Origin of the sequence: Pseudomonas sp. B21-048 (genome assembly GCF_024748615.1) — a bacterium.
In the GTDB taxonomy this organism is placed as follows: Bacteria; Pseudomonadota; Gammaproteobacteria; order Pseudomonadales; family Pseudomonadaceae; genus Aquipseudomonas.
In genome coordinates, this window is record NZ_CP087168.1 from 1,424,133 (window position 1) to 1,449,469 (window position 25,337).

13 protein-coding genes and 1 pseudogene are annotated in these 25,337 nt (G+C 59.7%); 3 read left to right on the forward strand and 11 right to left on the reverse strand.

Annotated elements, in window-relative coordinates:
- Positions 1-149: 149 nt before the first annotated feature.
- The 4 genes and pseudogenes from LOY56_RS06530 to speB all read right to left on the reverse strand — a co-directional run bounded on the left by LOY56_RS06530 (position 150) and on the right by speB (position 3,479).
- On the reverse strand, positions 150-1,529 hold the full coding sequence (locus LOY56_RS06530) for a sodium:solute symporter (RefSeq protein ID WP_258620603.1): 1,380 nt from the start codon (positions 1,527-1,529) through the stop codon (positions 150-152).
- 369 nt (positions 1,530-1,898) lie between these two features.
- A pseudogene (locus LOY56_RS06535) lies at positions 1,899-2,042 on the reverse strand (hypothetical protein); the annotation flags it as partial.
- Between the two features lie 54 nt (positions 2,043-2,096).
- The gene (locus tag LOY56_RS06540) at positions 2,097-2,519 is read right to left on the reverse strand and encodes a nuclear transport factor 2 family protein (RefSeq protein ID WP_258620604.1); all 423 of its coding nucleotides are present in this window, start codon (positions 2,517-2,519) and stop codon (positions 2,097-2,099) included.
- Between the two features lie 9 nt (positions 2,520-2,528).
- Positions 2,529-3,479, reverse strand: coding sequence for an agmatinase (gene speB, locus LOY56_RS06545; RefSeq protein ID WP_030131905.1), 951 nt, complete (start codon positions 3,477-3,479; stop codon positions 2,529-2,531).
- Between the two features lie 308 nt (positions 3,480-3,787).
- On the opposite strand from speB, the gene LOY56_RS06550 reads away from it, so the two are divergent.
- Together LOY56_RS06550 and LOY56_RS06555 are read left to right on the forward strand one after the other, a co-directional pair.
- A complete protein-coding gene (locus LOY56_RS06550) occupies positions 3,788-4,681 on the forward strand; it encodes a LysR family transcriptional regulator (protein ID WP_258620607.1) in 894 nt (297 codons plus the stop codon).
- A 4-nt stretch (positions 4,682-4,685) separates the two neighbouring features.
- On the forward strand, positions 4,686-5,279 hold the full coding sequence (locus LOY56_RS06555; protein ID WP_258620609.1) for a tRNA-uridine aminocarboxypropyltransferase: 594 nt from the start codon (positions 4,686-4,688) through the stop codon (positions 5,277-5,279).
- Positions 5,280-5,405: 126 nt separating this feature from the next.
- On the opposite strand, the gene LOY56_RS06560 is transcribed toward LOY56_RS06555, so the two are convergent.
- From LOY56_RS06560 to LOY56_RS06570, 3 genes are all read right to left on the reverse strand, one after another.
- On the reverse strand, positions 5,406-6,785 hold the full coding sequence (locus LOY56_RS06560; protein WP_258620610.1) for an HlyD family type I secretion periplasmic adaptor subunit: 1,380 nt from the start codon (positions 6,783-6,785) through the stop codon (positions 5,406-5,408).
- Positions 6,786-6,794: 9 nt separating this feature from the next.
- A complete protein-coding gene (locus LOY56_RS06565) occupies positions 6,795-8,954 on the reverse strand; it encodes a type I secretion system permease/ATPase (protein ID WP_258620611.1) in 2,160 nt (719 codons plus the stop codon).
- A 144-nt stretch (positions 8,955-9,098) separates the two neighbouring features.
- Positions 9,099-10,457 (reverse strand): TolC family outer membrane protein, encoded by a 1,359-nt coding sequence (locus LOY56_RS06570; protein WP_258620612.1) that lies wholly within the window; start codon positions 10,455-10,457, stop codon positions 9,099-9,101.
- Between the two features lie 593 nt (positions 10,458-11,050).
- Between LOY56_RS06570 and LOY56_RS06575 the strand changes: the two genes are divergently transcribed.
- Positions 11,051-18,157: a retention module-containing protein gene (locus LOY56_RS06575; RefSeq protein WP_258620613.1), complete on the forward strand. Its 7,107-nt coding sequence runs from the start codon at positions 11,051-11,053 to the stop codon at positions 18,155-18,157.
- A 186-nt stretch (positions 18,158-18,343) separates the two neighbouring features.
- Here the strand turns inward: LOY56_RS06575 and LOY56_RS06580 are convergent, their stop codons facing one another.
- From LOY56_RS06580 to LOY56_RS06595, 4 genes are all read right to left on the reverse strand, one after another.
- Entirely contained in the window at positions 18,344-18,703 is a 360-nt protein-coding gene (locus tag LOY56_RS06580) for a DUF6124 family protein (protein WP_258620614.1), read from the reverse strand.
- A gap of 457 nt (positions 18,704-19,160) precedes the next feature.
- The gene (locus tag LOY56_RS06585) at positions 19,161-21,443 is read right to left on the reverse strand and encodes a hypothetical protein (RefSeq protein ID WP_258620616.1); all 2,283 of its coding nucleotides are present in this window, start codon (positions 21,441-21,443) and stop codon (positions 19,161-19,163) included.
- Between the two features lie 369 nt (positions 21,444-21,812).
- Positions 21,813-22,181: a DUF6124 family protein gene (locus LOY56_RS06590; protein ID WP_258620618.1), complete on the reverse strand. Its 369-nt coding sequence runs from the start codon at positions 22,179-22,181 to the stop codon at positions 21,813-21,815.
- 481 nt (positions 22,182-22,662) lie between these two features.
- Positions 22,663-25,320 (reverse strand): Ig-like domain-containing protein, encoded by a 2,658-nt coding sequence (locus LOY56_RS06595; RefSeq protein ID WP_258620620.1) that lies wholly within the window; start codon positions 25,318-25,320, stop codon positions 22,663-22,665.
- Positions 25,321-25,337 lie beyond the last annotated feature (17 nt).

The window sequence follows — 25,337 nt, forward strand, 5'->3', positions numbered from 1 at the left end:
CGTTATTGTTGTTGTCCCTGGTGCTGAGTACAGCAGGCTTCAGTGGGCGCTGCCACTCGTCAACCTTGGTAGATTCCTTCAGACGAAAAAAAAACGGGTGTGGCAACCGACGCCGCACCCGTCGAAGAAATTGTTGCTACAACATCAACTTAGACAGCGCTCGCCACCACTGCCGGGCGACGGGACAGCAGGCTGACCAGCACGAAGCTCACCAGACCAACGCCGAGGCTGTAGTAGATCGGGGTGTTGGCATCCAGACCATCCTTAAACATGAACACCAGCGCGGTGGCAAAGCCCATGCCCATGCTGGCGATAGCGCCGGCGGTGGTTGCGCGTTTCCAGAAGATTGCACCGATCAACGGGATCAGCATGCCGCCCACCAACAGGTTGTAGGCCAGGGTTAGGGCACTGATCACGTCGTTGACCACCAGCGCGATACCCAGCACGACAATGCCGGTCAATAGGGTGAACAGGCGGTTGATACCCAGGCTCGACTGTTTACCGCCGCGCAGTTTCGGCAGCAGGTCTTCGGTCAGCGTGGTGGATGCAGCAAGCAAACCGGCGCTGGCGGTGGACATCATGGCCGCCAGGGCCGCAGCGATCACCAAGCCACGAATACCGTCTGGCAGGGACAGTTTGACGATGGCGGCGAAGGCATTGTTGACGTTGTCCAGGTCCGGGATCAGCACATGAGCGGCCATGCCGATCAGGGCACAGGCCAGTCCGTAAAGGATGCAGTAAATACCCGCGAAGGTACCGGCAACCTGAGCGACTTTGGCGCTCTTGACGGTGAACACACGCTGCCAGATGTCTTGGCCGATCAGGATTCCGAAGAAGTAGATCATGAAGTAGGTGATGATGGTGTCCCAGCCGATGGTGGTGAAGCTGAAGGCGGCTGCCGGCAGTTTCATCACCAACTCATCCCAGCCGCCGACGCGGTACAGGCAGATTGGCAGCAGGATGAACATCAGGCCTACGGTCTTGATCACGAACTGCACGATGTCGGTCAGGGTCAGCGACCACATGCCGCCGATGGCCGAGTAAACCACCACCACGCCACCGCCGAGCAATACCGAGACCCAGAACGGCAGGCCGAACAGCACTTGCAGTACGGTGCCGATTGCCAGGATCGAGGTCACGCCGATCATCAGCGCGTACGCCAGCATGATCGCCGCGCTCGCTGAGCGGGCCATCGGGTTGTAGCGTTTTTCCAGCACCTGGGTAACGGTGTAGATTTTCAGTTTCAGCAGCGGTTTGGCGAGGAACAGGTTCAGCGCGACGATCCCACAACCCAGCGCGGCGCAGAGCCAGAAACCGGAAATGCCGTGGACGTAGCCCAGGCGCACGGTGCCGACGGTGGACGCGCCACCCAGCACGGTAGCGGCCATGGTGCCCATGTACAGGGTCGGACCGAGATTACGCCCGGCGACCAGGTAGTCTTCGTTGGTCTTGGCCTTGCGCATGCCGAAGTAGCCGAGCACCAACATGGCGGCGGCGTAAATGAGGACGACGAATAAATCCAAAGCCATGATGGCGTATCTCCGATTGTCTTTTTTATGGTGAGGCGGAATTGCATTGCTGTGATGGGGGGGGCTTTTGTGGCGAGGGAGCTTGCTCCCGCTGGGTCGCGAAGCGGCCCCAAATCCTGCAGTCGAGGTTCTTCAGGAAGAACTCATCGGCCGGTCTTGCGACTGCTGCGCAGTCGAGCGGGACGGTGCGGCGTTCCGACAAGCTCCCTCGCCACAAGTGTTCATCTCATCAGCACGTTTTGTTTGTCAGGCCGCTTGTCGCATTGCCGGTTTACCGAGCGAATCCATGCCCTTGCTGCGTGGATCGTAGGGGGCCAAACACCGTGGCCGGTTCCGGGAACAGGCTCAGCAGCGTCAGGTACACCAGCTCACGGCGGTGGCAAAGGTATTGGCACCGCCGAAGATCAGGCGAAACAGGTCGCTGGGCCGGGCGTCGCGCTCATGATCCGGGATCTGTTCGACCCCGTTTGTTTCGATGCTGCTAAGGCTTTTTTCTTTGTTGTTGTTATTCATGATCTGCTCCGATCATAAAGGCGCGCTCATCGTGCGTGAGCGTCACCTGTTTGGCTAAGGGGGTGGCAGCCCTTCCGGCATTGCGGACAAATGTTCGTGGCAGGCCAGCCATAGGCCTTGTTGTTCTTGGCCAGACGTCTGTTTCTTGAAAACAATCGTCTCGCGCTCCTGGCTGAAGTGTTGCTCCCCTTGCATGCGCAGCTCGGTGGCCACGTCATGGATGAAAATCGCCACGTCACCCTGCAGGCTGACGAAGGCGTTGCTCGAGATGCAGGACAGCACCTCGAAGCCGTCCTCGGCGCGCCAGGTGTCCCATAACGCCTGATAGGCATCGCGCGACAACAGGGGCTGCTCGAGGGTGTAGAACACGAAGCTGGCATCGACACTGAATGCGCCGAAGTAGGCTTCGCGATCGTTACGGGTAAAGGCCGATACCAGCTCAGCGGCGGCGTTGAGTACCTGATCACGTTCGCTCATGACCGATCCTCAGCGATGGACCACGCCCGGCAGTACGCAGAGCATTTCGTACAGCAGGTTGGCGCCCAACAGCGAGGTATTACCGGTGGTGTCGTACGCTGGCGAGACTTCTACCAGATCGCAGCCGACCAGATCGAGGCCTTGGCAGCCGCGCACGATTTCGATCGCCTGAATGGTCGTCAGACCGCCGATTTCCGGGGTACCAGTACCGGGTGCCCAAGCCGGGTCGATACCGTCGATATCGAAACTCAGGTACACCGGACCGCCGCCGACTTTCTCGCGCACTTCGGCCATCAGCGGTGCCAGGGATTTGTGCCAGCATTCTTCAGCCTGTACCACACGGAAGCCTTGATTGCGGCTCCAGTTGAAGTCATCAGCGGTGTACCCCTGAGCGCGCAGGCCAATTTGCACCACGCGGTCGCAATCCAGAAGGCCTTCTTCTACGGCGCGACGGAAGGTGGTGCCGTGGGCGATCTTCTCGCCGAACATGTGATCGTTCACATCGGCGTGAGCGTCGATGTGCACCAGGCCGACCTTGCCGTGCTTTTTATGAATGGCACGCAGAATCGGCAGGGTGATGGTGTGATCGCCGCCGAGGGTCAAGGGGATCACATCGTGTTCGAGGATATTGTCGTAGGCCTCTTCGATGATCCGCACGGCGTCCAGCAGGTTGAAGGTGTTGATCGCGACGTCACCGATGTCGGCAACCGACAGCGAATCGAACGGGGCGGCGCCGGTGGCCATGTTGTACGGGCGGATCATCACCGATTCAGCGCGGATTTCACGCGGCCCGAAACGGGTGCCTGGGCGCAGGGAAGTGCCGATGTCCAGCGGGATGCCGATAAAGGCAGCGTCCAGGCCAGCAGCGGATGGCAAATGGGGGAGTCGCAGCATGGTGGCGATGCCGCCGAAGCGCGGCATTTCGTTGCCGCCCAGTGGTTGGTGAAGAATCTTGTCCACGGGTAAGGCCTCATCGTCGTTGTTTTATTTATGTCGGTTTCGCTCGGGGAGAGACGGGCACCGTTGTGGGCCGATTCTGCGAAATGCAGTGACCGGGAAGAATCGCTACGGGCAAATACTTAGTTCAGATTTTTCTAAACTAATGGCGGCGACGGCGATAGACTCTTACGCGTGATCGTTCCCACGCTCTGCGTGGGAATGCATCCACGGACGCTCCGCGTCCAGCTGTTTCCTGCATGTGACGCAGAGCGTCACGGGCTGCATTCCCACGCAGAGCGTGGGAATGATCTAGGTGCTTGGAGCCCCCCATGGCCAATGCTTTACCCGACCTGAAACTATTGCGCATCTTCGTCAGCGTGGTCCGCCATCAGGGGTTCGCCAATGCCCAGCACGAGCTCAACCTCTCGACCTCGGCCATCAGCACTTACATGAGTCAGCTCGAAGCGGCCCTGGGCCTGGTGCTTTGCCATCGCGGTCGCGGGGGTTTCAGCCTGACCAGCAAGGGCGAGCTGTTCCATCAGGAAACCCTGCGTCTATTGGCGGAACTCGAAGGTTTCGAACAATACGCCGCTGCCCTCAAAGGCGAGTTGCGCGGTACTTTGAACCTGGGTGTGATTGACTCCACTGTCAGCGACAAGGCGTTGCCGTTCGCCGAAGCCATCGGTGCCTACAGTCAGGAGCATCCAGCGGTGCATTTGCATCTGTCGGTGATGAGCCCCTACGAACTGCAACTCGGTGTGCAGGACAACCGTCTCGACCTGGCCATTGGTGCCTTTTCCACGCGCATGAGCGGTCTGGTCTACATGCCGCTGTACCGCGAGCAGCACTGGCTGTATTGCAGCAGTCGCCATCCGCTGTTCACCGAGCGGCGCATTCCCGAGCAAGTCATCACCCAACAGCGCATGGTCGGTCGCGGCTATTGGAGCCAGGCCGAACTGGCTCGCCACGGTTTCAAACACAGCGCGGCGACGGTGGAAAGTATGGAGGCCCAGCTGATTCTGGTGCTGTCCGGCGCCTACATCGGTTACCTGCCGGAGCACTACGCCCAGGCTTGGGCCGACAAAGGGGATTTGCGCGTCCTGCTGCCGGCGACGTTCGGTTATCAGGCACCGTTCTCGATGATCGTGCGCCGTGGCCGCAGCCGCGAACCGCTGATCCAGACCTTCCGCGACCTGCTCAAAGCGCAGCTCAATCAGGCTTAAGACGATGTCCAGAATCCAGTGCCCACGCTGTCTACGCCCGCAAATCCATTGCCTGTGCCCGCTGATCCCGAGCCTCGACAGTCGCACTCGGGTGTTGCTGCTTCAGCATCCAAGCGAAGTGAACCACGCGCTGAACACCGCGCGATTGGCTGCGCTGGGGTTGAAGAATGCCGAGTTGATTGTGGGCGAGGTGTTCGAGGATTTGCCGGCGCTGTTGAATCAGCCGGGCTATCAGGCACGGTTGCTGTTTCCCGGCGAGGAGGCGCAGCCGATGCAGGCTTACACCGCTAATGATGAGCCGCTGCTGCTGGTGGTTCCGGACGGCACCTGGCGTAAAGCGCGCAAAATGCTGCACCTCAATCCGTTGTTGGCGGCGTTGCCCAGAGTGACCCTGGCCGAGGGAGGGGTATCGCGTTATCGCTTGCGCAAGGCTCCGGGGCCGGGGGCGTTGTCGACGGTGGAGGCGATTGTGCAGGCGTTGCAGATCCTTGAGTCACCCATCAGTTTTGAGCCGTTGTTGAAGCCATTCGAGGCGTTGATCGAGGGGCAGATTGCGGCGATGGGAGAGGAGACCTATCAGAAAAATCACGGGCGATGATCGTTCCCATGCTCTGCGTGGGAATGAATCCAGTGACGCTCTGCGTCACATCCGGGAAGGGACGCGGAGCGTCCCGGGCGGCATTCCCACGCGGAGCGTGGGAACGATCACTCCTTCGGAGAATGACTACCGCTCCCGCATCGCCTCGGTCCGGGCTTTCAACACCGGTTTAAGCAAATAATCCAGCACCGTTTTCTCCCCGGTAATAATGTCCACCGTCGCCACCATCCCCGGAATGATCAGCAGCGGTTTCACATCCCCGCCCAAGTGATTTTTATCGGTCCTTACCTGAATCAGATAAAAACTGTTGCCCTTGTCATCGGTGATGGTGTCCGCCCCGATCAGCTCCAGCTTGGCACTCAGCCCCCCGTAAATCGTGTAGTCATAAGCGCTGAACTTGACCATGGCTTTCTGGCCCGGGTGCAGGAACGCTACGTCTTGAGGGCGGACCTTGGCTTCGATCAGCAGGTTGTCTTCCAGCGGCACGATTTCCACCATGTCGTTGCCCGGCTGGACCACGCCGCCGATGGTGTTGACCTTCAGCACTTTGATGATGCCGTGAACCGGCGATACCACGGTGGTGCGCGTCACGCGGTCATCGATGGCGATGCTCGTCGCGGTTATTTTCGACAGGTCGGTGCGTTTCTCATTCAGCTCTTTTGCCGCGTCCGAACGGAAGGATTGTTCGGACTCATCAATCTTGCTTTTGATCTCATTGATCGCCGATTCCGCCCGGGGAATCGCCAGGGTCGTGGCGTTCAGCGAGCCACGGATTTCCACCGCGCTGCGTTTGAGCCGCAGGATTTCCACCGGCGAAACCGCCCCGGTGCCCACCAGCGGCGCAGACATGTTCATCTCTTGTTGCAGCAGGGCCAGGCTGGAACTGAACTGCCCCTGTTTGGAACGGAATTCCGCCAGCTCCTGGGTTTTCTGTCGAAGTTGTTCGGTCAGCGTACGCTGTTCACTGGCCAGCCGGCGCTGACGTTGTTCATACAGCGAGCGTTCGTCCTCGGCTACTTGCGGCGCCTTGGCGATCACTTCCGCAGACAGCTTGAACGGCCGACCTTCCGCTTCGGCCGATAGCCGTTCGACCTGCGCGGTCAGTGCATAGCGGTCCGCTTCGCTTTCACCTTTGTTCGACAGAAATCGCGTGTCATCCAGGCGCAGCAAGGTGTCGCCCTTGTTCACCATTTGCCCTTCGCGGACGAAGATCTCGGTGACGATACCGCCCTCCAGATTCTGGATCACCTGCACCTTGCTCGACGGAATCGCCTTGCCTTCGCCCGTGGTGACTTCCTGCAACACGGCGAATTTGGCCCAGAGCAGCGCGGTGATCAGCAGCGCTGCCGCCAGCCACACGGTGATCCGTGACCAGCGCGGCGAATCCTGCAACGAGGCGCCGGCGGTTTCCGGCATGAATTCGCTTTCGGCACTTTTGCTGAAGCTGCCGAGGTAGCCCCGTTGCTTCGAATCGGAGAGTGGCGCGTCGGACGATGAACCAGCCATGGGCAACTCCTAAACCGTCGCAGAGCCGACACGGCCCTTGCGCAGTGCATCGATGACCGCTTCTTTCGGGCCGTCGGCGACGATCCGCCCGTTGTCCAGTACCACCAGCCGGTCCACCAGGCTGAGCATCGAGGTGCGGTGAGTGACCAACAGCAGGGTTTTGCCCTGAATCCAGCCGTGGAGTTTTTGCCGCAGGACGTCTTCGCTGCTGTTGTCCATGGCGCTGGTGGGTTCGTCGAGCAACATGATCGGCGGGTCGAGCAACAAGGCCCGCGCCAGCAACACCGCTTGCCGTTGTCCGCCCGACAGCAACTGACCGCGTTCACCCACCGGCCGGTCGAAGCCATGGGGATGTTGGCGAGCCAGTTCGGTGACACCGGTCAGTTCGGCGACTTCAAGCATCCGGGCATCGCTGATGTAACGCGCGCCGAGGGTCAGGTTGTCGCGCAGGCTGCCGGCCAGCAATGGCAGGTCATGGGCGACGTAACCGATCTGGTGGCGCAGGTCGGCGACGTCCAGTTGCCGCAGGTCCAGGCCATCGAGCAGCAACTGGCCTTCTTCCGGTGCATAGAAACCCATCACCAGCCGCGCCAATGTGCTTTTGCCCGAGCCGCTGCGGCCGATGATGCCGATCCGTTCGCCCGGTTTCATGCTGAAGCTGACGTTGGCCAGGGCCGGAGCATTCTGGCCATTGTAGTGGAACGTCACGCCGCTGACGTCGAGTGCGCCTTGCAATTGCGTGCGCTCCAATGGCCGCTGTTTGGCGTCACGTTCTTGCGGCAACGACATCAATGCATCGGTACTTTTCATGGTCAGTTGCGCTTGCTGATAACGGGTGATCAGCCCGGCGATTTGCCCCAGCGGCGCGAGCACGCGGCTGCCGAGCATGTAGGTCGCTACCAGCGCACCAACGCTGAGGTTGCCGGCGATGATGCTGTAGACCCCGGCGACGATGGTCGCCATGCCGGAGAATTGCTGAATGAACAGCGTGCCGTTGGTGGCCAGCGCCGAGAGGTTGCGTGCATGGCTGTCGAGGCGGGTGAGGGCGCCGTGGGTGCTTTCCCATTTGTGTTGGCGTTCGCTTTCGGCGCTGCACGCCTTGAGGGTTTCCAGGCCGCCGAGGGTTTCGATCAGCAGGGCCTGGCGTTCGGCGCCCAGGCTCAGACTCTTCTGCACGGTGTCGCGCAGACGTGCCTGAATCACCATGGCAAAGATGATCGTGATGGGGAAGGCCAGCAGCGGAATTACCACTAGCCAGCCGCCAAGCAGGCCGATCACGACCAGCATCAACACCGCGAAGGGCAGGTCGATCAGGCTGGTCAGCGTGACAGCGGTGAGAAACTCCCGCAGGCCCTGAAAATCATGAATGCTCTGGGCAAAACCACCGATGGTCGCTGGCCGCGCTTTCATCGCCATGCCGGTGATGCGTTCGAACAAGGTTGCCGAAAGAATCACATCGGTTTTCTTCCCGGCGGTGTCCAGCAAGTGCGCGCGAACCACCCGCAGCACCAGTTCGAACCCGGTGCCGATCAGCAAGCCGATCGACAGCACCCACAAGGTTGAAGTGGCCTGGTTTGGCACTACCCGATCATAGGTTTGCATCACGAACAGCGGCACCATCAGGCCCAGCAGGTTGATCAGAAAACTCGCCAGAATCGCATCGCTGTACAGCCACTTCGACAACTTCAACGTGTCGCGAAACCATGCCTCCACTCGGGGCACCAGCGGCGCGCGCAAGTCTTCGAGTTCATGCCGCGGCCGGGCGAACAAGGCTTGGCCGCTGTAGTTGGCGGCCAGCTCGTCCGTGCTGACCCATTGTTCTCCACCGTCGGCTTCGCTCGGCAGAATCAGTGCCTGACCGTCATCGCCGAAGCGACGCAAGATTGCGCAGCGGCCATGGTTGAGGATCAGCATCACCGGCAGGTTGAGCGCAGAAATCTCCCCCAGTTCACGGCGCAACACACGCGCCTGCAAACTGGCCCGGGCCGCTGCGCGCGGCAACAGGTCCAGGCTCAAGCGTTGGTGTGCCATTGGCAGCCCGGCACTCAGGCTGGCGCGACTGACCGTCGCGCCATGAAGTTTGCAGAGAATCAACAGACCGTCCAGAAGCGGGTCATCGAAGCTCAGACGCGGATCGACACCCGTGTTGCCGGGTTCCATGCTGGTCAAAATGAGCGCTCCTGTTGAGCTACGGCAATTGGCATAGATATCTACACATCTCCCTGCAGGAGCTGCCGAAGGCTGCGATCTTTTGATCTTGATCTTGAAAAACAAAATCAAAAAATCGCAGCCTTCGGCAGCTCCTACACGGGGTCATTTCAGTTCAGGCAAACGAGCTTCGTTTTTCACTTCGGTGGAGGCGATCGCATCGGCGGGCAGCACCACCCGTTGTTTGCTCAGCAACTGGCCCATGTTCGCCAGCACGCGGTACATCGAAAACTCCTCGGTGTAGCGCACTTCGGTGTAGCGGCGGTTGGCGTTGTAGAGCTCGTTTTCACTGTCGAGCAAGTCGAGCAGGGTCCGTTGACCAAGGCCGAACTGATCCTGATACGCGGCCCGCACACGGGTGGTGGTTTCGGCGTATTCACGGGCGGTCGGGGTTTGTTTCTTGGCGTTGAGCATGGCGTTCCAGGCCAGGTGGATGTTCTCGTTGAGCTGGCGCAGGGCGTTGTTGCGGATGTCCAGCGCCTGGTTGATCTGGTGCGCATTGGAGGCCAGCCGGGCCTTGTCGCTGCCGCCGCGGAACAGGTTGTAGTTCATCACCACACCCACTCGCCATTCGTTGTCGTGGCCTTCGTCGCCTTGAATATTGTTATTCGCACCCACCGCCGCTTCAGCGTCAAAACGCGGGTAGAACGGCGACTTGGCGACTTCGTACTGGCTCTCGGCCGATTGCACATCGGCCTGGGCGGATTTCAGATACGGGTTGTTGTCCACCATGCTCTGCTGGGCTTCCGGCAGGGTGGCGGGCAATTCACCACGGGTCGATGGCGGCGCTTCGAGTTCATCGGGCATGCGCCCCACGACGCTGTAGAAATTCGTCTCGGCATCGGCCAGATCGACTTCGGCGGTGTCGAGGTTGTTCTCCGCCAGTGCCCGGCGAGCCGTGGACTGGTCGGCGTCGGCGTTGCTGCCGACCCCACGCTGGGTGCGCAGGCCGATCTGATCGTTGACCCGCATGTGCGCTTGCAGGTTGTTCTTGGCCAGGGTTACCAGTTCGCGGCGCTTGAGTACTTCGAGGTATACCTCGACGGTGCGCAGGGCCAGATCCTGGGCGGTGCCCTGAGCGTAATAGGCTCGCGAGTTGGCCACGCCTTTGGTGCGCGCGACTTCGTTGGAGGTGTTGAAACCGTCGAACAGCATCTGCCGCAGGCGCAGTTCCGATTGGGTGTAGTTGAGGATTTCGGTGTGGTGATTGCCCTGCGCCCGAGTGGTGGTGTTATCGCTGTAGCCGCGTCCGTAGCCGGCGTTCAAATCCACCGATGGATAGAAACCCCCTTTGGCGACTTTAATCTGCTCGTCGGCCGAGAGCCGGGCATCGACCCGCGACGACAGTTCCGGGTGGGTCGCGATGGTGCTCTGGATCGCCTCGGTCAATGACATCGCCTGAGCCTGAGAAGTGCAGGCCATGGCCAGCAAAATCGCGCTGCAGAGGGGGGTTAAAACGCGCATGGATGCCTCTCCCTGATTCCTGATGGTGTTTAGCGAATTGCCAAATATTTGACGTTATTTTTAAGTGAATCCGTTTCATGCTTGTTACAACAGAAGCTAAGAACATCCTGACCGGAAGCTAAGAAGGATTTCTCATAAAACTTATGTCGAAAAAAACTTATGCGAGCTGAAAAATCCAGCACATTGTTCAACCAGAAAGCCTTGTTTTTGTGAGCTCTTAGGAACATCGACGGGCTCGAGGAAAGTTCCATTCACTTTTCGATACAGGGCGAAGAAGTGCTGGAGGGGAGGGAAGCGAGACGGTTTTCCGGTGACGGTTTTTTGTCGCCCGGGTGATTCAGAACCGTTACGCATTGTTCGCAGGCCGGTTATTTTGGAAGTGGACCCCGATGCCGTTGATTGCAGAGGGTTTTATCCCGATCCAGAAATTCCCCTCGCGAGCGACACGCCTGGCGAAAGTGTCGGGAGGCAGTGGTTTACGTCAGGTAAACGCTTTCTCGGCAAACGATTCGCCAAGCCAACCTGCTTGAACCATGGGCACGTTCTTCGCGCAAACAGGATGCCGACAGCAGTTGGCAGCGGAGGAAATGCACATGGCAACGCTCATCGGTATCGTCAGTAAGGTCATCGGTCAGGTGTATGCAGTGGCGGGTGATGGCACCCGACGCACCCTGGTCGAGGGCGATCGGCTGTTTGCCGGCGAGCAGCTGGTCACCGGGGCCGAAGGCGCGGTGGCGGTGCAACTGCAAAATGGCCAGGAGCTGACCTTGGGTCGTGACAGCAGCCTGCAGATGACGGCTCAGTTGCTGGCGCATCAGGTCCCGCACGTGGAGACCTCTGAGGCGATGACGCCGAGCCAGGCGCAATTGACCGATGTCGAGCAACTGCAAAAAGCCATTGCCGCCGGCGCCGACCCGACCCAGACCGGTGAGGCCACCGCCGCCGGGCCAGGCGCAACGGCTGGCGCACTGGGCGGCGGTCACAGTTTTGTACTGCTGGAGGAAGTGGCGGGCCGGGTCGATCCCACGATTGGTTTCCCCACGGCGGGCTTCAACGGTATTCCCGAATTCCCTCTGGAGCGCCGGGACCCGGACAACGGCGATGCACCGAATAACCCCGTCACCCTCATTGGCCTGTCGGCGGCAGGAGGCGAACTGACCCTCAATGAAGCCAACCTGGCGGACGGTTCGGTCAGCAACCCCGCAGCGCTGATTCAACACGGCACCTTCACCGTGATTGCGGCTGACGGCCTGACCAGCCTGAACATCGGCGGAATCAACGTGATCAGTGGCGGTGTGCCTGCCGGTTTTCCGCAATCGATCACCACGCAACTGGGCAACACCCTGACGATCACCGGCTACAACCCGGCCACTGGCGTGGTGAGTTACAGCTATACCCTGGTCGGCAACGAAACCCACTCGGCGGGCGACGGCGCCAACAACCTCAGTGAACAGTTCACCGTGGTCGCGAGTGACAGCAACGGCGATACCGCCACCGGTTCGCTGGACGTCAACATCACCGACGATGTGCCCAAAGCCATCGACGACACCAACGCCAATACCGCCTCGGAAACCCTGCTGACCCTGACGGGCAGCGTGCTGCCCAACGACCTCCAGGGTGCCGACCGCATTGCCACTGGCCCCGACAGCGGGCCGATCATCGGCGGCACGTTCAACGGGACTTACGGCACACTGGTACTCAATGCCAACGGCACCTACACCTACACCCTGAATACCAGCGACGCCGATTTCAAAGCCTTGCGCGGCGACGGCAGCGCTACGGAAACCTTCACCTACACCCTGACGGATGCCGACGGCGATACCAGCACCGCGAACCTGGTGCTGGAGATTCACAACAACGATGATCCGGTGACCTTCGGTGGGCTGAATGTCGAAGGCGGCGAGTTGACCGTTTACGAGAAAAACCTCGCCGACGGCAGTGACCCCGATGCACCGGCGCTGACCCGCAGCGGCACTTTCACCATCACTGCGCCAGACGGCGTGCAAAACCTCAGCATAGGTGCAATTAAGGTGGTGCTCGGCGGTCTGGCCGCAGGCTTCCCGCAATCGTTCGTCACGCCGCTCGGCAATACGCTGACCATCACCGGGTTTGACCGTACGACCGGCGTGGTCACTTATAGCTACACCCTCAACGCTAACGACGCGCACCTGGAGGCCAGCGGCAACAGCCTGGCCGGGCAATTTGCAGTAATGATGGTGGACGACAACGGCACCATCGCCCACGGCATTCTCGATGTGAACATCATCGATGACGTGCCACAAGCCGTGGACGACAGTAATGCCAACACCGCCTCGGAAACCCTGTTGACCTTGACCGGCAGCGTGCTGCCCAACGATATCCAGGGCGCCGACCGCATTGCCATAGGACCCGACAGCGGGCCGATCATCGGCGGTACATTCAACGGGACTTACGGCACCCTGGTGCTCAATGCCAACGGCACATACACCTACACCCTGAACACCAGCGATGCGGATTTCAAAGCCCTGAACGGCGGTGGCAACGGCACCGAAAATTTTGTCTACACCCTCGCCGATTCCGATGGCGATACCAGCACCGCGACGCTGGTGCTGAACATCCATAACAACGATGACCCAGTGACCCTCGATGGCCTGAACGTCAACGGCGGCGAACTCACCGTCTACGAGAAAAACCTCAGTGACGGCACCAGCCCCAACACACCGGCCTTGACCCAGAGCGGCACCTTCACCGTCACCGCCCTCGACGGTTTGCAAATCCTGACCGTGGGCGGTATCGCAGTGGTCACTGGCGGTGTGGCCGCAGGTTTTCCGCAATCGATCGTCACGCCGCTCGGCAGTACGCTGACCATCACCGGCTTCGACATTGCGACCGGCGTGGTCAGCTACAGCTACACCCTGGTGGATAACGAAACCCACCCGAACGCCGACGGCACCAACAGCATCACCGAGAACCTCAGCGTCATCGCCACTGATGTCGACGGCAGCACGGCATTGGGTCAGATCAACGTCAACATCGTCGATGACTTGCCCACCGCCAACCCTGATCTCGCCATGGTGGGCGAGGGCGAAACGGCCTCGGGCAACGTGCTGGACAACGACATCGGTGGCGCCGATGGCCCGGCACTCAGTGGCGCGGTGGTCGGCGTGCGTGCCGGCAGCGACACCTCGACCTCGGCCATCGGTGGCTTGAACACGCAAATCAACGGCAGCTATGGCTACCTGACTCTGGATGCCAGCGGCAACGCCGTGTACCACAGCAATCCGAACTCGGTCAGCGCGCCGGGCGCGACGGATGTGTTCACCTACACCGTGCGCGATGCCGACGGCGATGAAAGCACCACGACCATCACCATTAACGTGGCCGATTGCACCCTCGTGGCGGCCAGCGATAGCGACGTGACGGTTAACGAAAAAGCCCTGGACTTGACCCGGGATGGGCAGGACCTGGCGGCGGGCACGACCACCGGCAGTGAGCCAGGCAGCACCGGCGAAACTGCTTCCGGCACCTTGGTCGGCTCCGTCACCGGCGCCACTGGCGCGATCACCTACACCCTGATCGGCAGCGCCACCGGGACTTATGGGCAAATCCTGCTCAACCCCGACGGCAGCTACACCTACACCCTGACCTCCGCACCAACGACCACACCCAACGCCAACGACGGGCCGAATACCCTGAGCGAAAGCTTCACCTACCAAGCCACCGATCCTCTCGGAAACAGCGTCACCAATACCATCGTGATCAGCATTGTCGATGACGTACCCACCGCTCACGCCGATGCGGTCTCGGTGGTTGAGGGTGGAACGGTCAGCGGGAATGTGCTGGGCAATGATGTGTTCGGTGCTGATGGCCCTGCGTCGGGTGGTGCAGTGGTCGGCGTGCGCGCCGGCAGCGACACCTCGACCTCGGCCTCGGCCATTGGCGGTCTGAACACGCAAATCAACGGCTCCTACGGCTATCTGACCCTGGATGCCAATGGCAACGCCGTGTACCACAGCAACCCGAACTCGGTCAGCGCGCCGGGCGCCACGGATGTGTTCACCTACACCGTACGTGATGGTGATGGCGATGAAAGCACCACGACCCTCACCATCGACGTGTCCAACTGCTCCCTTGTAGTGGTCCCCGATAACGACGTGACGGTTCAGGAAAAAGCTCTGGATTTGACCAAGGACGGCCAAGACTTGGCAGCAGGCACCGTCACCGGCAGCGAGCCGGGCAATACCGGTGAAACCGCCTCCGGCACGCTGGTCGGCTCCATCACTGGCGCCACTGGCGCAATCACTTACACCCTGGTCGGCAGCGCCACCGGAACCTACGGACAAATCCTGCTCAACCCGGACGGCGGCTACACCTACACCCTGACCTCCGCACCAACGACCATACCCAACGCCAACGACGGGCCGAATACCCTGAGCGAAAGTTTCACCTATCAGGCCACCGACTCCCTGGGCAACAGCATCACCAGTACCATCGTGATCAGCATTGTCGATGACGTGCCGACGGCTCACTGCGATTCCGTCTCGGTGGTGGAGGGCGGTACGGTCAGCGGGAATGTGCTGCACAACGATGTGCTCGGTGCTGACGGCCCTGCGTCGGGTGGGGCAGTGGTTGGCGTGCGCGCCGGCAGCGACACTTCGACCTCGGCCATCGGCGGTTTGAACACGCAAATCAATGGCACCTACGGCTACCTGACTCTGGATGCCAACGGCAACGCCGTGTACCACAGCAACCCGAATTCGGTCGGCGAACCGGGCGCCACGGACGTGTTCACTTACACCGTGCGTGATGCCGATGGCGATGAAAGCACCACGACCCTCACTATCGACGTGTCCAATAACTGCCTCGTAGTGGTCACCGATACCGACGTGACGGTTTACGAAAAAGCCCTGGATTTGACCAAGGACGGCCTGGACCTGGCGGCGGGCACGGTCACCGGCAGTGAGCCTGGCAACACGGGAGAAACCGGCTCCGGTACGCTGGTCGGTGCAGTCACCGGCGCCACTGGCGCGATCACTTACACCCTGGTCGGCAGCGTCACCGGAACCTACGGGCAGATCCTGCTCAACCCCGACGGCAGCTACACCTACACCCTGACCTCGGCGCCGAAAACTTCGCCCAACGCCAACGACGGCGCGAACACCCTGAACGAAAGCTTCACCTACACCGCTACCGATTCGGTGGGCAACAGCACCACCGGCACCCTTGTGGTCAGCATCGTCGATGACGTGCCGTCTAACGCCGTCGCCTCGGACCGTTCGGTGCCCGCGGTGCAGATCGACTCAAACCTGATGCTGGTGATCGACGTATCCGGCAGCATGGACGACCCTTCCGGCGTATCGGGCCTGTCGCGGCTGGACCTGGCCAAGCAGGCGATCTGTGCACTGCTCGACAAATACGACGATCTGGGCGATGTGAAAGTACAGATCGTCACCTTCAGCAGCAGCGCCACCGACCAGACCTCGGTGTGGGTCGATGTGGCGACCGCCAAGTCGCTCATCGCTACGCTGACGGCGGGCGGCGGCACCAACTACGACGCAGCCGTAGCTACCCTGCAAACTGCGTTCAACACGTCGGGCAAACTCACCGGGGCGCAGAACGTCGGCTACTTCTTCTCCGATGGCAAACCCAACGAAGGCGACATCGGCACTGCGGACGAGGCCGCGCTCAAAGCCTTCCTCGACGCCAATGGCATCAAGAACTACGCCATCGGCCTGGGCAGCGGCGTCAGTAATGACAGCCTCGATCCAGTGGCCTATGACGGCAGCACGCACACCGACACCAATGCCGTGGCAGTGACCGACCTCAATCAACTCAACTCGGTACTCTCGGGCACGGTGCAAGGCGCGCCGGTCACCGGCTCGCTGCTGGGCGAGGGCGAGGGCAGTACGTTCGGCGCTGATGGCGGCTTCATCAAAACCATCACCGTCGATGGCACCACCTATACCTATGATCCAAAAGCCAACAGCAATCAGGGTTCGCTGAACTTCAGCGGCAGCGCCAACCACGGCACCTTCGACACTGCCAACAACACCCTGAGCATCGCTACCAACAACAGCGGCACCCTGGTGGTGAACCTCGACACCGGCGAGTACACCTACACCTCGCAGACAACCACGGCCGCGGTGATCAGCGAAAACATCGGCTTCACCGCGAGCGACAACGACGGCGATCTGGCCAGCTCCACGCTGGTGATCAACGTGATTCCGAACACGCCACCGGTGGCGGTCGATGATCACGTCATCACCAACGTGCTGTCGGGCAGCATCGTGCTGCCGGGCGAATTGCTGCTGGCCAACGACACCGACATCAATGGTGATGCGCTCACGGCATCACCGACCACCTTCAACACCGGATGGGGGGCCAAGGGCGCAGACTTCATCGGCACCAACCCGAGCTTCAGCTTCACCGGCAATAACGTTCAGGCAGTGACCATCGCCCGCAGCGCATTCGTTGCCAACACAACAGCCATGACCGCGATGTTGGTGGTCAGCGGGGCGCTGGGCTCGGTCAGTAACAACAACACCAATGACGAGGATCTCATCACCGTCAATCTCAAACAGGGTGAAACCCTCAACCTGGACCACAACCTGGCGCCCGGCCACATCACACTGGAGTACTCAGTCAGCGGCGGTGCTTTCATAGCCATCGCCGACGGCCAGACCCTCACCGCTACGGCGGACGGCACGTACCAGATCCACATCACCAACATCGACAACGGTGGTCCGGGCAACAGCGGGAAGGGCGCGGAAAACTACCAACTGACCATGACCGTCAACTACGCCGGAGCCCACGACACCACGCCGGACTTCCACGGCGTCTACACCGCCAACGACAACCACGGCGGCAGCGACTCGGCCAATGTGACCATCAGCTATCAGGACGGCCATACGCTGACCGGCACTTCGGGCGACGACGTACTGGTGGCGGGCACCGGCAACAACGTCATCAATGCCGGCGACGGCAATGATGTGCTCACCGCAGGTTCCGGCAACAACGAGATGCACGGCGGCGCCGGCAATGACTTGCTGTTCAGCGGCGCCGGCAATGACCTGCTCGACGGCGGCACCGGCAATGACACCGCGAACTACGCCCACGCCACCGCCGGAGTCATCGCCGACCTGAACCTGCTCACCGCGCAAAACACCGTTGGCGCGGGCACAGACACCCTGACCGGCATCGAAAACCTCACCGGCTCGAACTTCAACGACAGCCTCACGGGCGACAACACCAGCAACATCATCAACGGCGGTTTAGGTAACGATGTGCTCAACGGCGGGGGCGGCGACGACTTCCTCATCGGCGGCCTCGGCAACAACACCCTCAACGGCGGCAGCGGTGCCGACACCTTCCAGTGGCTCAAAGGCAACAGCGGCCACGACGTCATCACCGACTTCACCCCTGGCACCGACAAACTCGACCTGTCGCAACTGCTGCAAGGGGAAAACGGCACCGCGGCATCGCTGGATGACTACCTGCACTTCACCGTCAGCGGCAGTGGCGCGTCGGTGATCACCAGCATCGACGTCAGCGCCATGGCCGGCGCCACGCCGAACCAGACCATCGACCTGGCGGGTGTGAACCTGGCCAGTCATTACGGCGTAACGCCGGGGGCGGGTGGGGCGATTGCGGGTGGGGCGGATACGGCGACGATCATCAATGGCATGTTGAATGATCATTCGTTGAAGGTGGATACCGTGTGATCTGAAAGTACAAAACCCGCCATCCCGGTGAAAGAGGATGGCGGGTTTTTGATCGTTCCCACGCTCTGCGTGGGAATGCCTTAACGGACGCTCCGCGTTCGGCTTTGGAGGGGACGCGGAGCGTCCCGGGCTGCGTACCCACGCAGAACGTGGGAACGATCAAGTCTTGTGGCCTCAGGTCAATGGTCAGGACGGCGGATCGAGATTATCCAGCACCCGATTCACCGCCAACTCACCGAGCATGACCACCGATTGAATCCCCAACATCATGTTGCGATGGGGAATGTCCATCAACCCGGCGAATTCACTGAGCATCACGCTCGCTGACGCCAGGGATTCGCAGGCGTTGACCAGCAGGGTTTCGTTATCGACCTTCGCACCCACATGGTAAATGGTGCTGGGTTTGCGCGGAGTGTCTTTGGGAATGACCGGTTTGAGGTAGTAATCAAGAGCGCGGTCGGCGGCTTCGTTGAGCTTTTTCGAATCCGGGGTTTCGTTGGGGGAAACGTCGTCGGTGTCTGGCGGGTTTGGCGTGATTTTGAACATGGTGAACTCCTTGATTAATGGAGCTACCACGGCTCGCTGCGAAACGAGGGGAGGTGGCAGCTGTACGCAGGTTCGCAGACCGGGAATCAAGGAACCCGGCAGATCCGAAGATCTCCCACGCACAGCCGCCATAACGCAATTCAGTAGACGAAAAAAAACGCCAACTGAAAGGAAACGGTGGCGCTATGCGCCTTGATTGACCCAGGTTGCGAAACCCGACCACTGATGGGCAGTGGTCGGGAAACGATAGAGGCCAGGCCCAAGGCACACAAACCGGCGGATTCTGGCGTAGGTGTAGGCAGTGGCGCAAGGATGTGTAGCCTGAGTGAGTATCTGGAAATGTTTTTTAGACATTGATCTTTAATGCTCACCTAGGTCCGGTGGCTAAAACTGGGGCGAAAAATGTTCCGTCCCAATTCCGTCCCCTTTTTTCTGCCTTTTCTGCACGTAAAATTTACTAAGCAATAAACTTGAATGTATCAAAGTGAATCAAGTCGTTGTTGTTGGAAGTTATCTCCATTTTTTTTATTCCTGTAGCTGAAAAGGAAAATAACAATGGCTGGAACAATGGATTTGGCTGCAAAGCCGTTGCTCCTAGACGGTTTCCATTTTTGTCATAAAAGTAAACTATGTTCGTTGATTGCTGAGCCGCAGAATAATAGAACTCCACCTTGGAGTATGTGTATTGGAAGTCGAAGAGTACTTTTGAAAAGCTCCAGCAATTGAGCGCTTTGCCGCTCATCGGGAGCGGATAATTATAATTTGGATTATTTATGTCTATAAATTTAGATGTTCCACTAATGTATGTGATTTTCATGGCTGGTGTGGTAATAACTCCTCCCACCCCAATACTTTGTACGGGGATTTTATCAAAATCCTCCGATAATACTGGTTGCGATTCTACATTCTTTATCTCGTAGCTCCGCACTGGAAAACTCACTGCTGTTGCATAATTTGCCACGCGATCGAAGTTCACCTTGAAAGTGATCTTTACGTCTTCGCCATCCTTGAGCTTGAGTAACCAATCGATCGACGCCCGCATGTTCAGCCCTGACGCAGAAGGATGCGCAACCCCGTTCAACACAACTTCTTCGATCGGATTGCCGTTCTTGTCGATCCCGTCATACCGCAACCAGACAATTTGCCCCGGCTCCTGACCAAGCCATGGCGCGATTGTCAGCTCATCGGTCGCTACCAGTTTAGAAACATCCAGTTCCTGCCCCGTCAGCCCGGCGATCAGCGGCATCGGCAACCGCAAATCCCCTTCCGCAATCTTCATCACAATTAACTTCAGCACGGGAGACTGCCCCACCAGTTGCCCGCCTCGATTCAGATTCCACCGCAACTCCACCGCCTTACCCTGCCGAGCCGCTAGAAATGCCGGAGTCAGCTTGGTATTGGTGCGTTTGTTGCCGTTGAACGCCACCAACGGAAACGGCGACGAACCGGCGGGCGGTTTGAGCTCCACCAACCGCGCCCGGTCCCCGTCCTGCGCCCCAAGATGCTCGACCCGAATGATCACCCCGTCCGAATATGCCAACACATCAATCGGGCTCACCGCCGGCGCCACCAGAGCCGGCGGCAGCAATTCAACGGTGCTTTGCCCCAGCACCTCGGCGGTGGTGGTTTTCGAGGCGGCGATGACTGCCCCGTTTCTCACCAATTCATACTTCGCCCGTACCACGCTGCCCGCAAGCACTTTGGCATTAGGCACCATCAGCTTGTAGGTGAACGGAATCCGCAAAACGTCCGCTTCCACCGTATGTTCCACGACGGCACCACTGATCGGTGTGGCGGTGTAGGACACGCGGATTTTGTCATTGGGCTGCCACTGTGGGGCAAAGGCATGCACTAATACCGTCAGGTCTTTCGTACCGAGTTTACTCAGGTCGATGGTGTTTGGGTCGTCGCTCGGATCGTCCGGGTCTTCGGCCAGATCCGGCGCGACCAGGCGCTGTTCTTTCAGGTGCACGTCCACCAGCTTGGCGCCTGACCACGGCGAGTCGGTGTCTGGGCCGTTGCCCAATTGGTCGGTGACGGTGTAGGAAAATGTGAAATTCGGGTGGTCGCCGGCCTGTACGAACATGGCTTCCTCGACCATCACGCAAATGGTCGTCAGTACATCGGAGGGGGCCGCGGGGGCTTCCGCGACCGTGACCGTGCGGTAGACATCCTTCCCGTTGCAGTTAAGCCAAATCACGTCATGCGCGCGGCAATAAGGGTAGGAAAAACACACCTGCACGCCCTGTTTCGCGCGGTCGGCATCGATGCCGTCGTCGATCACGTCCTGCGGCAGGATGAGCTGGAGTTCGGAGTGGGCACCGTCTCCGGGGGTACGATCCTCCATGCCGGGTCGGATGGCGTTGTACAACAACGTCGCTGCCGGCGTGGAGGTGCCGATGTTCTGGCTGCCGCGGGTAATGGTGTACACAAGTTCATTGAGCCGGTCCGCCAACAGCAGGTTTTTCGGGACGTACAGGGTGTGGATGGCGTTCTCCTCGCCCTCGTTGATGGGCTTGCTCGCCACGGACTGCCCATTCAGTACCAGTGCGATGACATCGCCGGCATCCACCGTACCCGCGAGCGGTGGGTCGATATCCACTTTCAACCCCATGGGTCTGAGGTCATACACATGTTTTGGCACCCCATAATGGGCACCAACCACCGACGTGGTGGCCTCGGGAATACGGGGTGGATACAGCGCCAGTGTGGTGTTGTCGGGCAATTCGGGTGTGCTCATGTCTGATGCTCCAGTGGTCGTGACGGACAGGAGTTATCAAGCAGCGATGCAGCACGTTTGACAACTGTCAGATCTGACAGGTAGAGGCCTGTTTCCGATGGGTGGTTATGCTCGGCTGCCGGATTTCGACCCTCGCCTGGCGAACCAGACCATCGACCTGGCGGCGTGAATCTGGCCAGCCATTACGGCGTAACGCCGGGAGCGGGCGGGCTGGTTGGCGACCATCATCAATGGCATGTTGAATGATCATTCGTTGAAGGTGGAAGGTGGATACGGTGTAGATCTGAAACGAAAAAACCCGCCATCCCGGTGAGGGGATGGCGGGTTTGATCGTTCCCACGCGTGAACGATCAAGCGTCTGAGATCAGGTTATAGGGCCGGGTCGGCCTTCAGCTCCAGACTATCCTGCGCCCGATTCACCGCCAACTCACCGAACATGATGAGCTGCGCGACGCCCAGTATCGTATTGCGCTGCGGCCCCTCCAGAAATCCGGCACAGTCACTGGCGATCACCTTGGCCGAGGCAAAGGACTCGCAGGCATTGGCCAGCAGCTCTTCGATGTCGATGTCCGGGGCAACGGTGTAAATCGTGCTCGGTTTGCGCGGGGGCTTGGGGGCGGACGGTTTGAGGTAGTAATCGAGGGCGCGCTCGGCGGCTTCGTTGAGTTTTTTGGAATCTGGGGTTTCGTAGGGGGAAACATCGTCGGTTTCGGGTGGGTTGGGTGTGATTTTGAACATGGTGAAACTCCTACAAGAAATGGAGCCACCAAGACCTGTCGCTAATCAGGTAAGGGTGGCGGCTGCACGCAGGTTAGCGAACCGGGTGTAGGCGCCCGGCAGACCCGAAAGTCTCCCGCGCACAGCCGCCATGACATCAATCGCAGACATGAACAATCTGCAAGAGAGTTTGGAGCGCTGTTGCGCCTACAAAGGTTCGGGTCGCTAAACCCGATCGCTGATTCGTCAGCGACCGGGAAACGATAGAGCCCGACCCTTAGGCGCACAAGCCGGCGGATTCTGGCGCAGTCGTAGGCAGCGGCGCAAGAATGTGTAGCCTGAGTGAGTGTCTGGAGATGTCTTTTAAACATCGCTGTTTATTGCTCACGCATGTCTCACAGGACGCCAAAACGGACAGATAAATACGAATAAATAGATCTGTCCCATTAAGCTATTAAGCTTTCATTAAGCTTTCATTAAGCTTTCATTAAGCTTTCGGTTCTTATTCGATGTCTACCAGCTGCGCAGCCACAATTGTGCTGTCTTCCGAATCTTCGGCAACGCCCAGCCCTCCCATTGCGCCCGCACTTTTGAGAGAAAAACTAAGTCCGTGATAGGGATCCGCAGTTTGAGGTAGCCATCCAAAGGATCGAGTATCAGTGTTGTAAACCTCAGCAGAGGCTCCACTGGTCACGCCGGTCCAGGCATTGGCGAAGTGTGGATACGTTGGGCCTGCCCTCCATTTAAACAAAGGCTGGAAGAAGCAGCGAGCCATGACTGCCCGAATCTGTGGCGTCAGGCTGACTTCCCCCCGTTGAGCCAGCGATTGAGTGTACCTGGCGTAGGTCCAGCCGACGCCGCCATGTACAAGCAGGGAGTAAATATTCGAAACGGCCACGGAGTAGCTGACCCGCGCATTGCTTTGATCTGTGATGGTAATGGTGGCGGTACCATTGCCCATACCCGTGACTTTGCCATTGGCGTCCACGGTTGCGACCTGCTGATTTGATGATTGATAGTGATAAGAGGGTTTGCCGCCAGATGCCTGGCGTAGAGCGGTATTACCTATTGCGTCGACGCCATTGAGATTCGGGCAATAGCTACTTCTCACCATCACCCCATCTAACCGGAGCATTGAGGTATCAACGCTCAGTGGCAGCGTAACGGTCAAGGTGCGTACGTTTGAATACACTGGGGCGCTGTGATAGAGCGATTGGGCGTACAAGCGGTGTGCGCCCGACTCTAAGGTTATGGTGAGGTCCCAGTCCCCCGTCGTCGCATGGGCAATCGCCGTACCCTTGGAAACAGCGCTGGCGCCACTACCGTCAAAAATCTCGACTGGCTGGCCGTTGCTCGCCTTACCCTTGAGTTTCAATGTGGTGCTGGTGGTGCTGGTACCCTCCTGCACTTCGACGTTGTTGGCGTCCAGCACATTGACCAGCGTCGGCACGATCACGGCCACCACCGTCAGGTTGCGCACGTTGGAGTAAACGGGGGTGGGGTGATAGCGCGACTGGGCATACAAGCGGCAACCGCCCACCGGCACGGTGATCGTGTGCTCCCAGTCCCCCGTCGTCGCATGGGCAGTCGCTGTACCCTTGGACACCGCACTCGAGCCGCTGCCGTCGAAGATTTCGACCTGCTGGCCATTGCTCGCCTTGCCCTTGAGTTTCAATGTGGTGCTGGTGGTGTTGGTGCCCTCCGGCACTTCGACATTATTGGCGTCCAGCACATTGACCAGCGTCGGCACCACCAGCTCCACCGCCTTGATGGTATAGAGGCGATCCGGAAACACTGTGGCTGTGGCCGGGTTGTTGCTCTTGTCCAGCGACACCTTGAACTTGATCGTCAGCGTGGAGCCGTGCCCGAGTTGCTTGAGGTAGCTGTTGGCCAGCGGTTTAGGCCAGAACCCCTGGTTGACCCACGTTGAATTGACCTGAGAGCCCCCACCATTCCAGATCGTCTGGTTGAGGAGGCTACCGTCGGCTTTCGTTCCTTCGAGTGTCATCCAGACTTGTTGGCCCACCTCAATCAGTGTCCAGAGCAATCCGTGAATGGTGGCGTTTGCAGTGCCCAGCGCCATCACGTCCAGAAAGTTGTTGGCGTCGGCCTCGACGATTTTCGGCGGGATCAGCGCCGTCGCCGGCAGCGTCTGGATGTTCAGCGGCAAAGGCAATGAGGTGGTGGGTTTGCCGTTGCGTTCGACGACGTAGGTGACGGTCACCTGTTTGCCCAAGCTGTAGGCCAGCACCGAGCGCGGCACGGCGATTTCCAGACCGGCGCTGACCAGCCGCTGCGGGCTGGTGTAGGCGCCCGCTACCGGCGTGCCGGCCGCGCCTTGCCAGATCACGCTCAGCGTGTCGGTGGGCAGCAGCGGGCCCTGCGGCACCAGCACCCGGACTTCCGGCTGGGTCGGGCTGAAGTTGGTGCCGGTCTGGCCCTTGACGGTCGGGGCCGACAGGTCAAGTCGGTCGAGATGAATGTCCAGCCGCTTCTCCGGGGATTTGACCCGGTTACCCAATTGGTCGATGACATAGAACTCGGCCACCGTACTCGGGTTGTCGCCCGCTTTCTGGAACGTGTCGGTGAACAGTGTGTGGGTGATTGGCGCCGTGCCGTCGGGGACGTTGAAACTGACCTGGGTGTCGCCCAACGGAAATTGGATGCGGTCATAGTTGCGCCGGTTGGCATAGGTGAACCCGAACTCCACCCCTTGCGCCGCCCGTGCGGCGCTGACACCGTCCTTGAGCACGTCGGCCGGGATTACCAGATCCAGGTTGTCTACAGGCCGTAGGTGATACAGCACCAGCAGATCCCGAGAGGATTCGGAGTTTCCCCCGACACGGGTGACCACGTAATGCAGACGGTTGACGCCATGCATCAAATTCCCGTGTGGCAGGTACAGACGTTGGCGCAACGTTTCCTCTCCCGGCTTGACGGTCTGGCCTGCTCCCGGGACGAGATCGCCGTTGCAATACAAATCCACGTGATCATCGACCGCCATGGTCCAGGAGCGCAGCTGCAACTCGGTCCAGGGATCGACCATGCATTGAAGGCCCTGGGCCTGGCCATCGTAAAGGGCTTTGGGAATGCCACCGTGGGCGATGCCGTCCGGTTTCACCGGGGTGACCCAGCCCTGGATGATCACGGGATGCAGCATAAACAATTCGTTCAATA

Coding starts and splice junctions, on each gene's coding strand:
- LOY56_RS06580 (WP_258620614.1), bottom strand. CDS start 18,703: ATGTTCAAAATCACGCCAAACCCGCCAGACACCGACGACGTTTCCCCC.
- LOY56_RS06550 (WP_258620607.1), top strand. CDS start 3,788: ATGGCCAATGCTTTACCCGACCTGAAACTATTGCGCATCTTCGTCAGC.
- LOY56_RS06540 (WP_258620604.1), bottom strand. CDS start 2,519: ATGAGCGAACGTGATCAGGTACTCAACGCCGCCGCTGAGCTGGTATCG.
- LOY56_RS06555 (WP_258620609.1), top strand. CDS start 4,686: ATGTCCAGAATCCAGTGCCCACGCTGTCTACGCCCGCAAATCCATTGC.
- LOY56_RS06585 (WP_258620616.1), bottom strand. CDS start 21,443: ATGAGCACACCCGAATTGCCCGACAACACCACACTGGCGCTGTATCCA.
- LOY56_RS06560 (WP_258620610.1), bottom strand. CDS start 6,785: ATGGCTGGTTCATCGTCCGACGCGCCACTCTCCGATTCGAAGCAACGG.
- LOY56_RS06570 (WP_258620612.1), bottom strand. CDS start 10,457: ATGCGCGTTTTAACCCCCCTCTGCAGCGCGATTTTGCTGGCCATGGCC.
- LOY56_RS06530 (WP_258620603.1), bottom strand. CDS start 1,529: ATGGCTTTGGATTTATTCGTCGTCCTCATTTACGCCGCCGCCATGTTG.
- LOY56_RS06590 (WP_258620618.1), bottom strand. CDS start 22,181: ATGTTCAAAATCACACCCAACCCACCCGAAACCGACGATGTTTCCCCC.
- LOY56_RS06575 (WP_258620613.1), top strand. CDS start 11,051: ATGGCAACGCTCATCGGTATCGTCAGTAAGGTCATCGGTCAGGTGTAT.
- LOY56_RS06595 (WP_258620620.1), bottom strand. CDS start 25,320: ATGCTGCATCCCGTGATCATCCAGGGCTGGGTCACCCCGGTGAAACCG.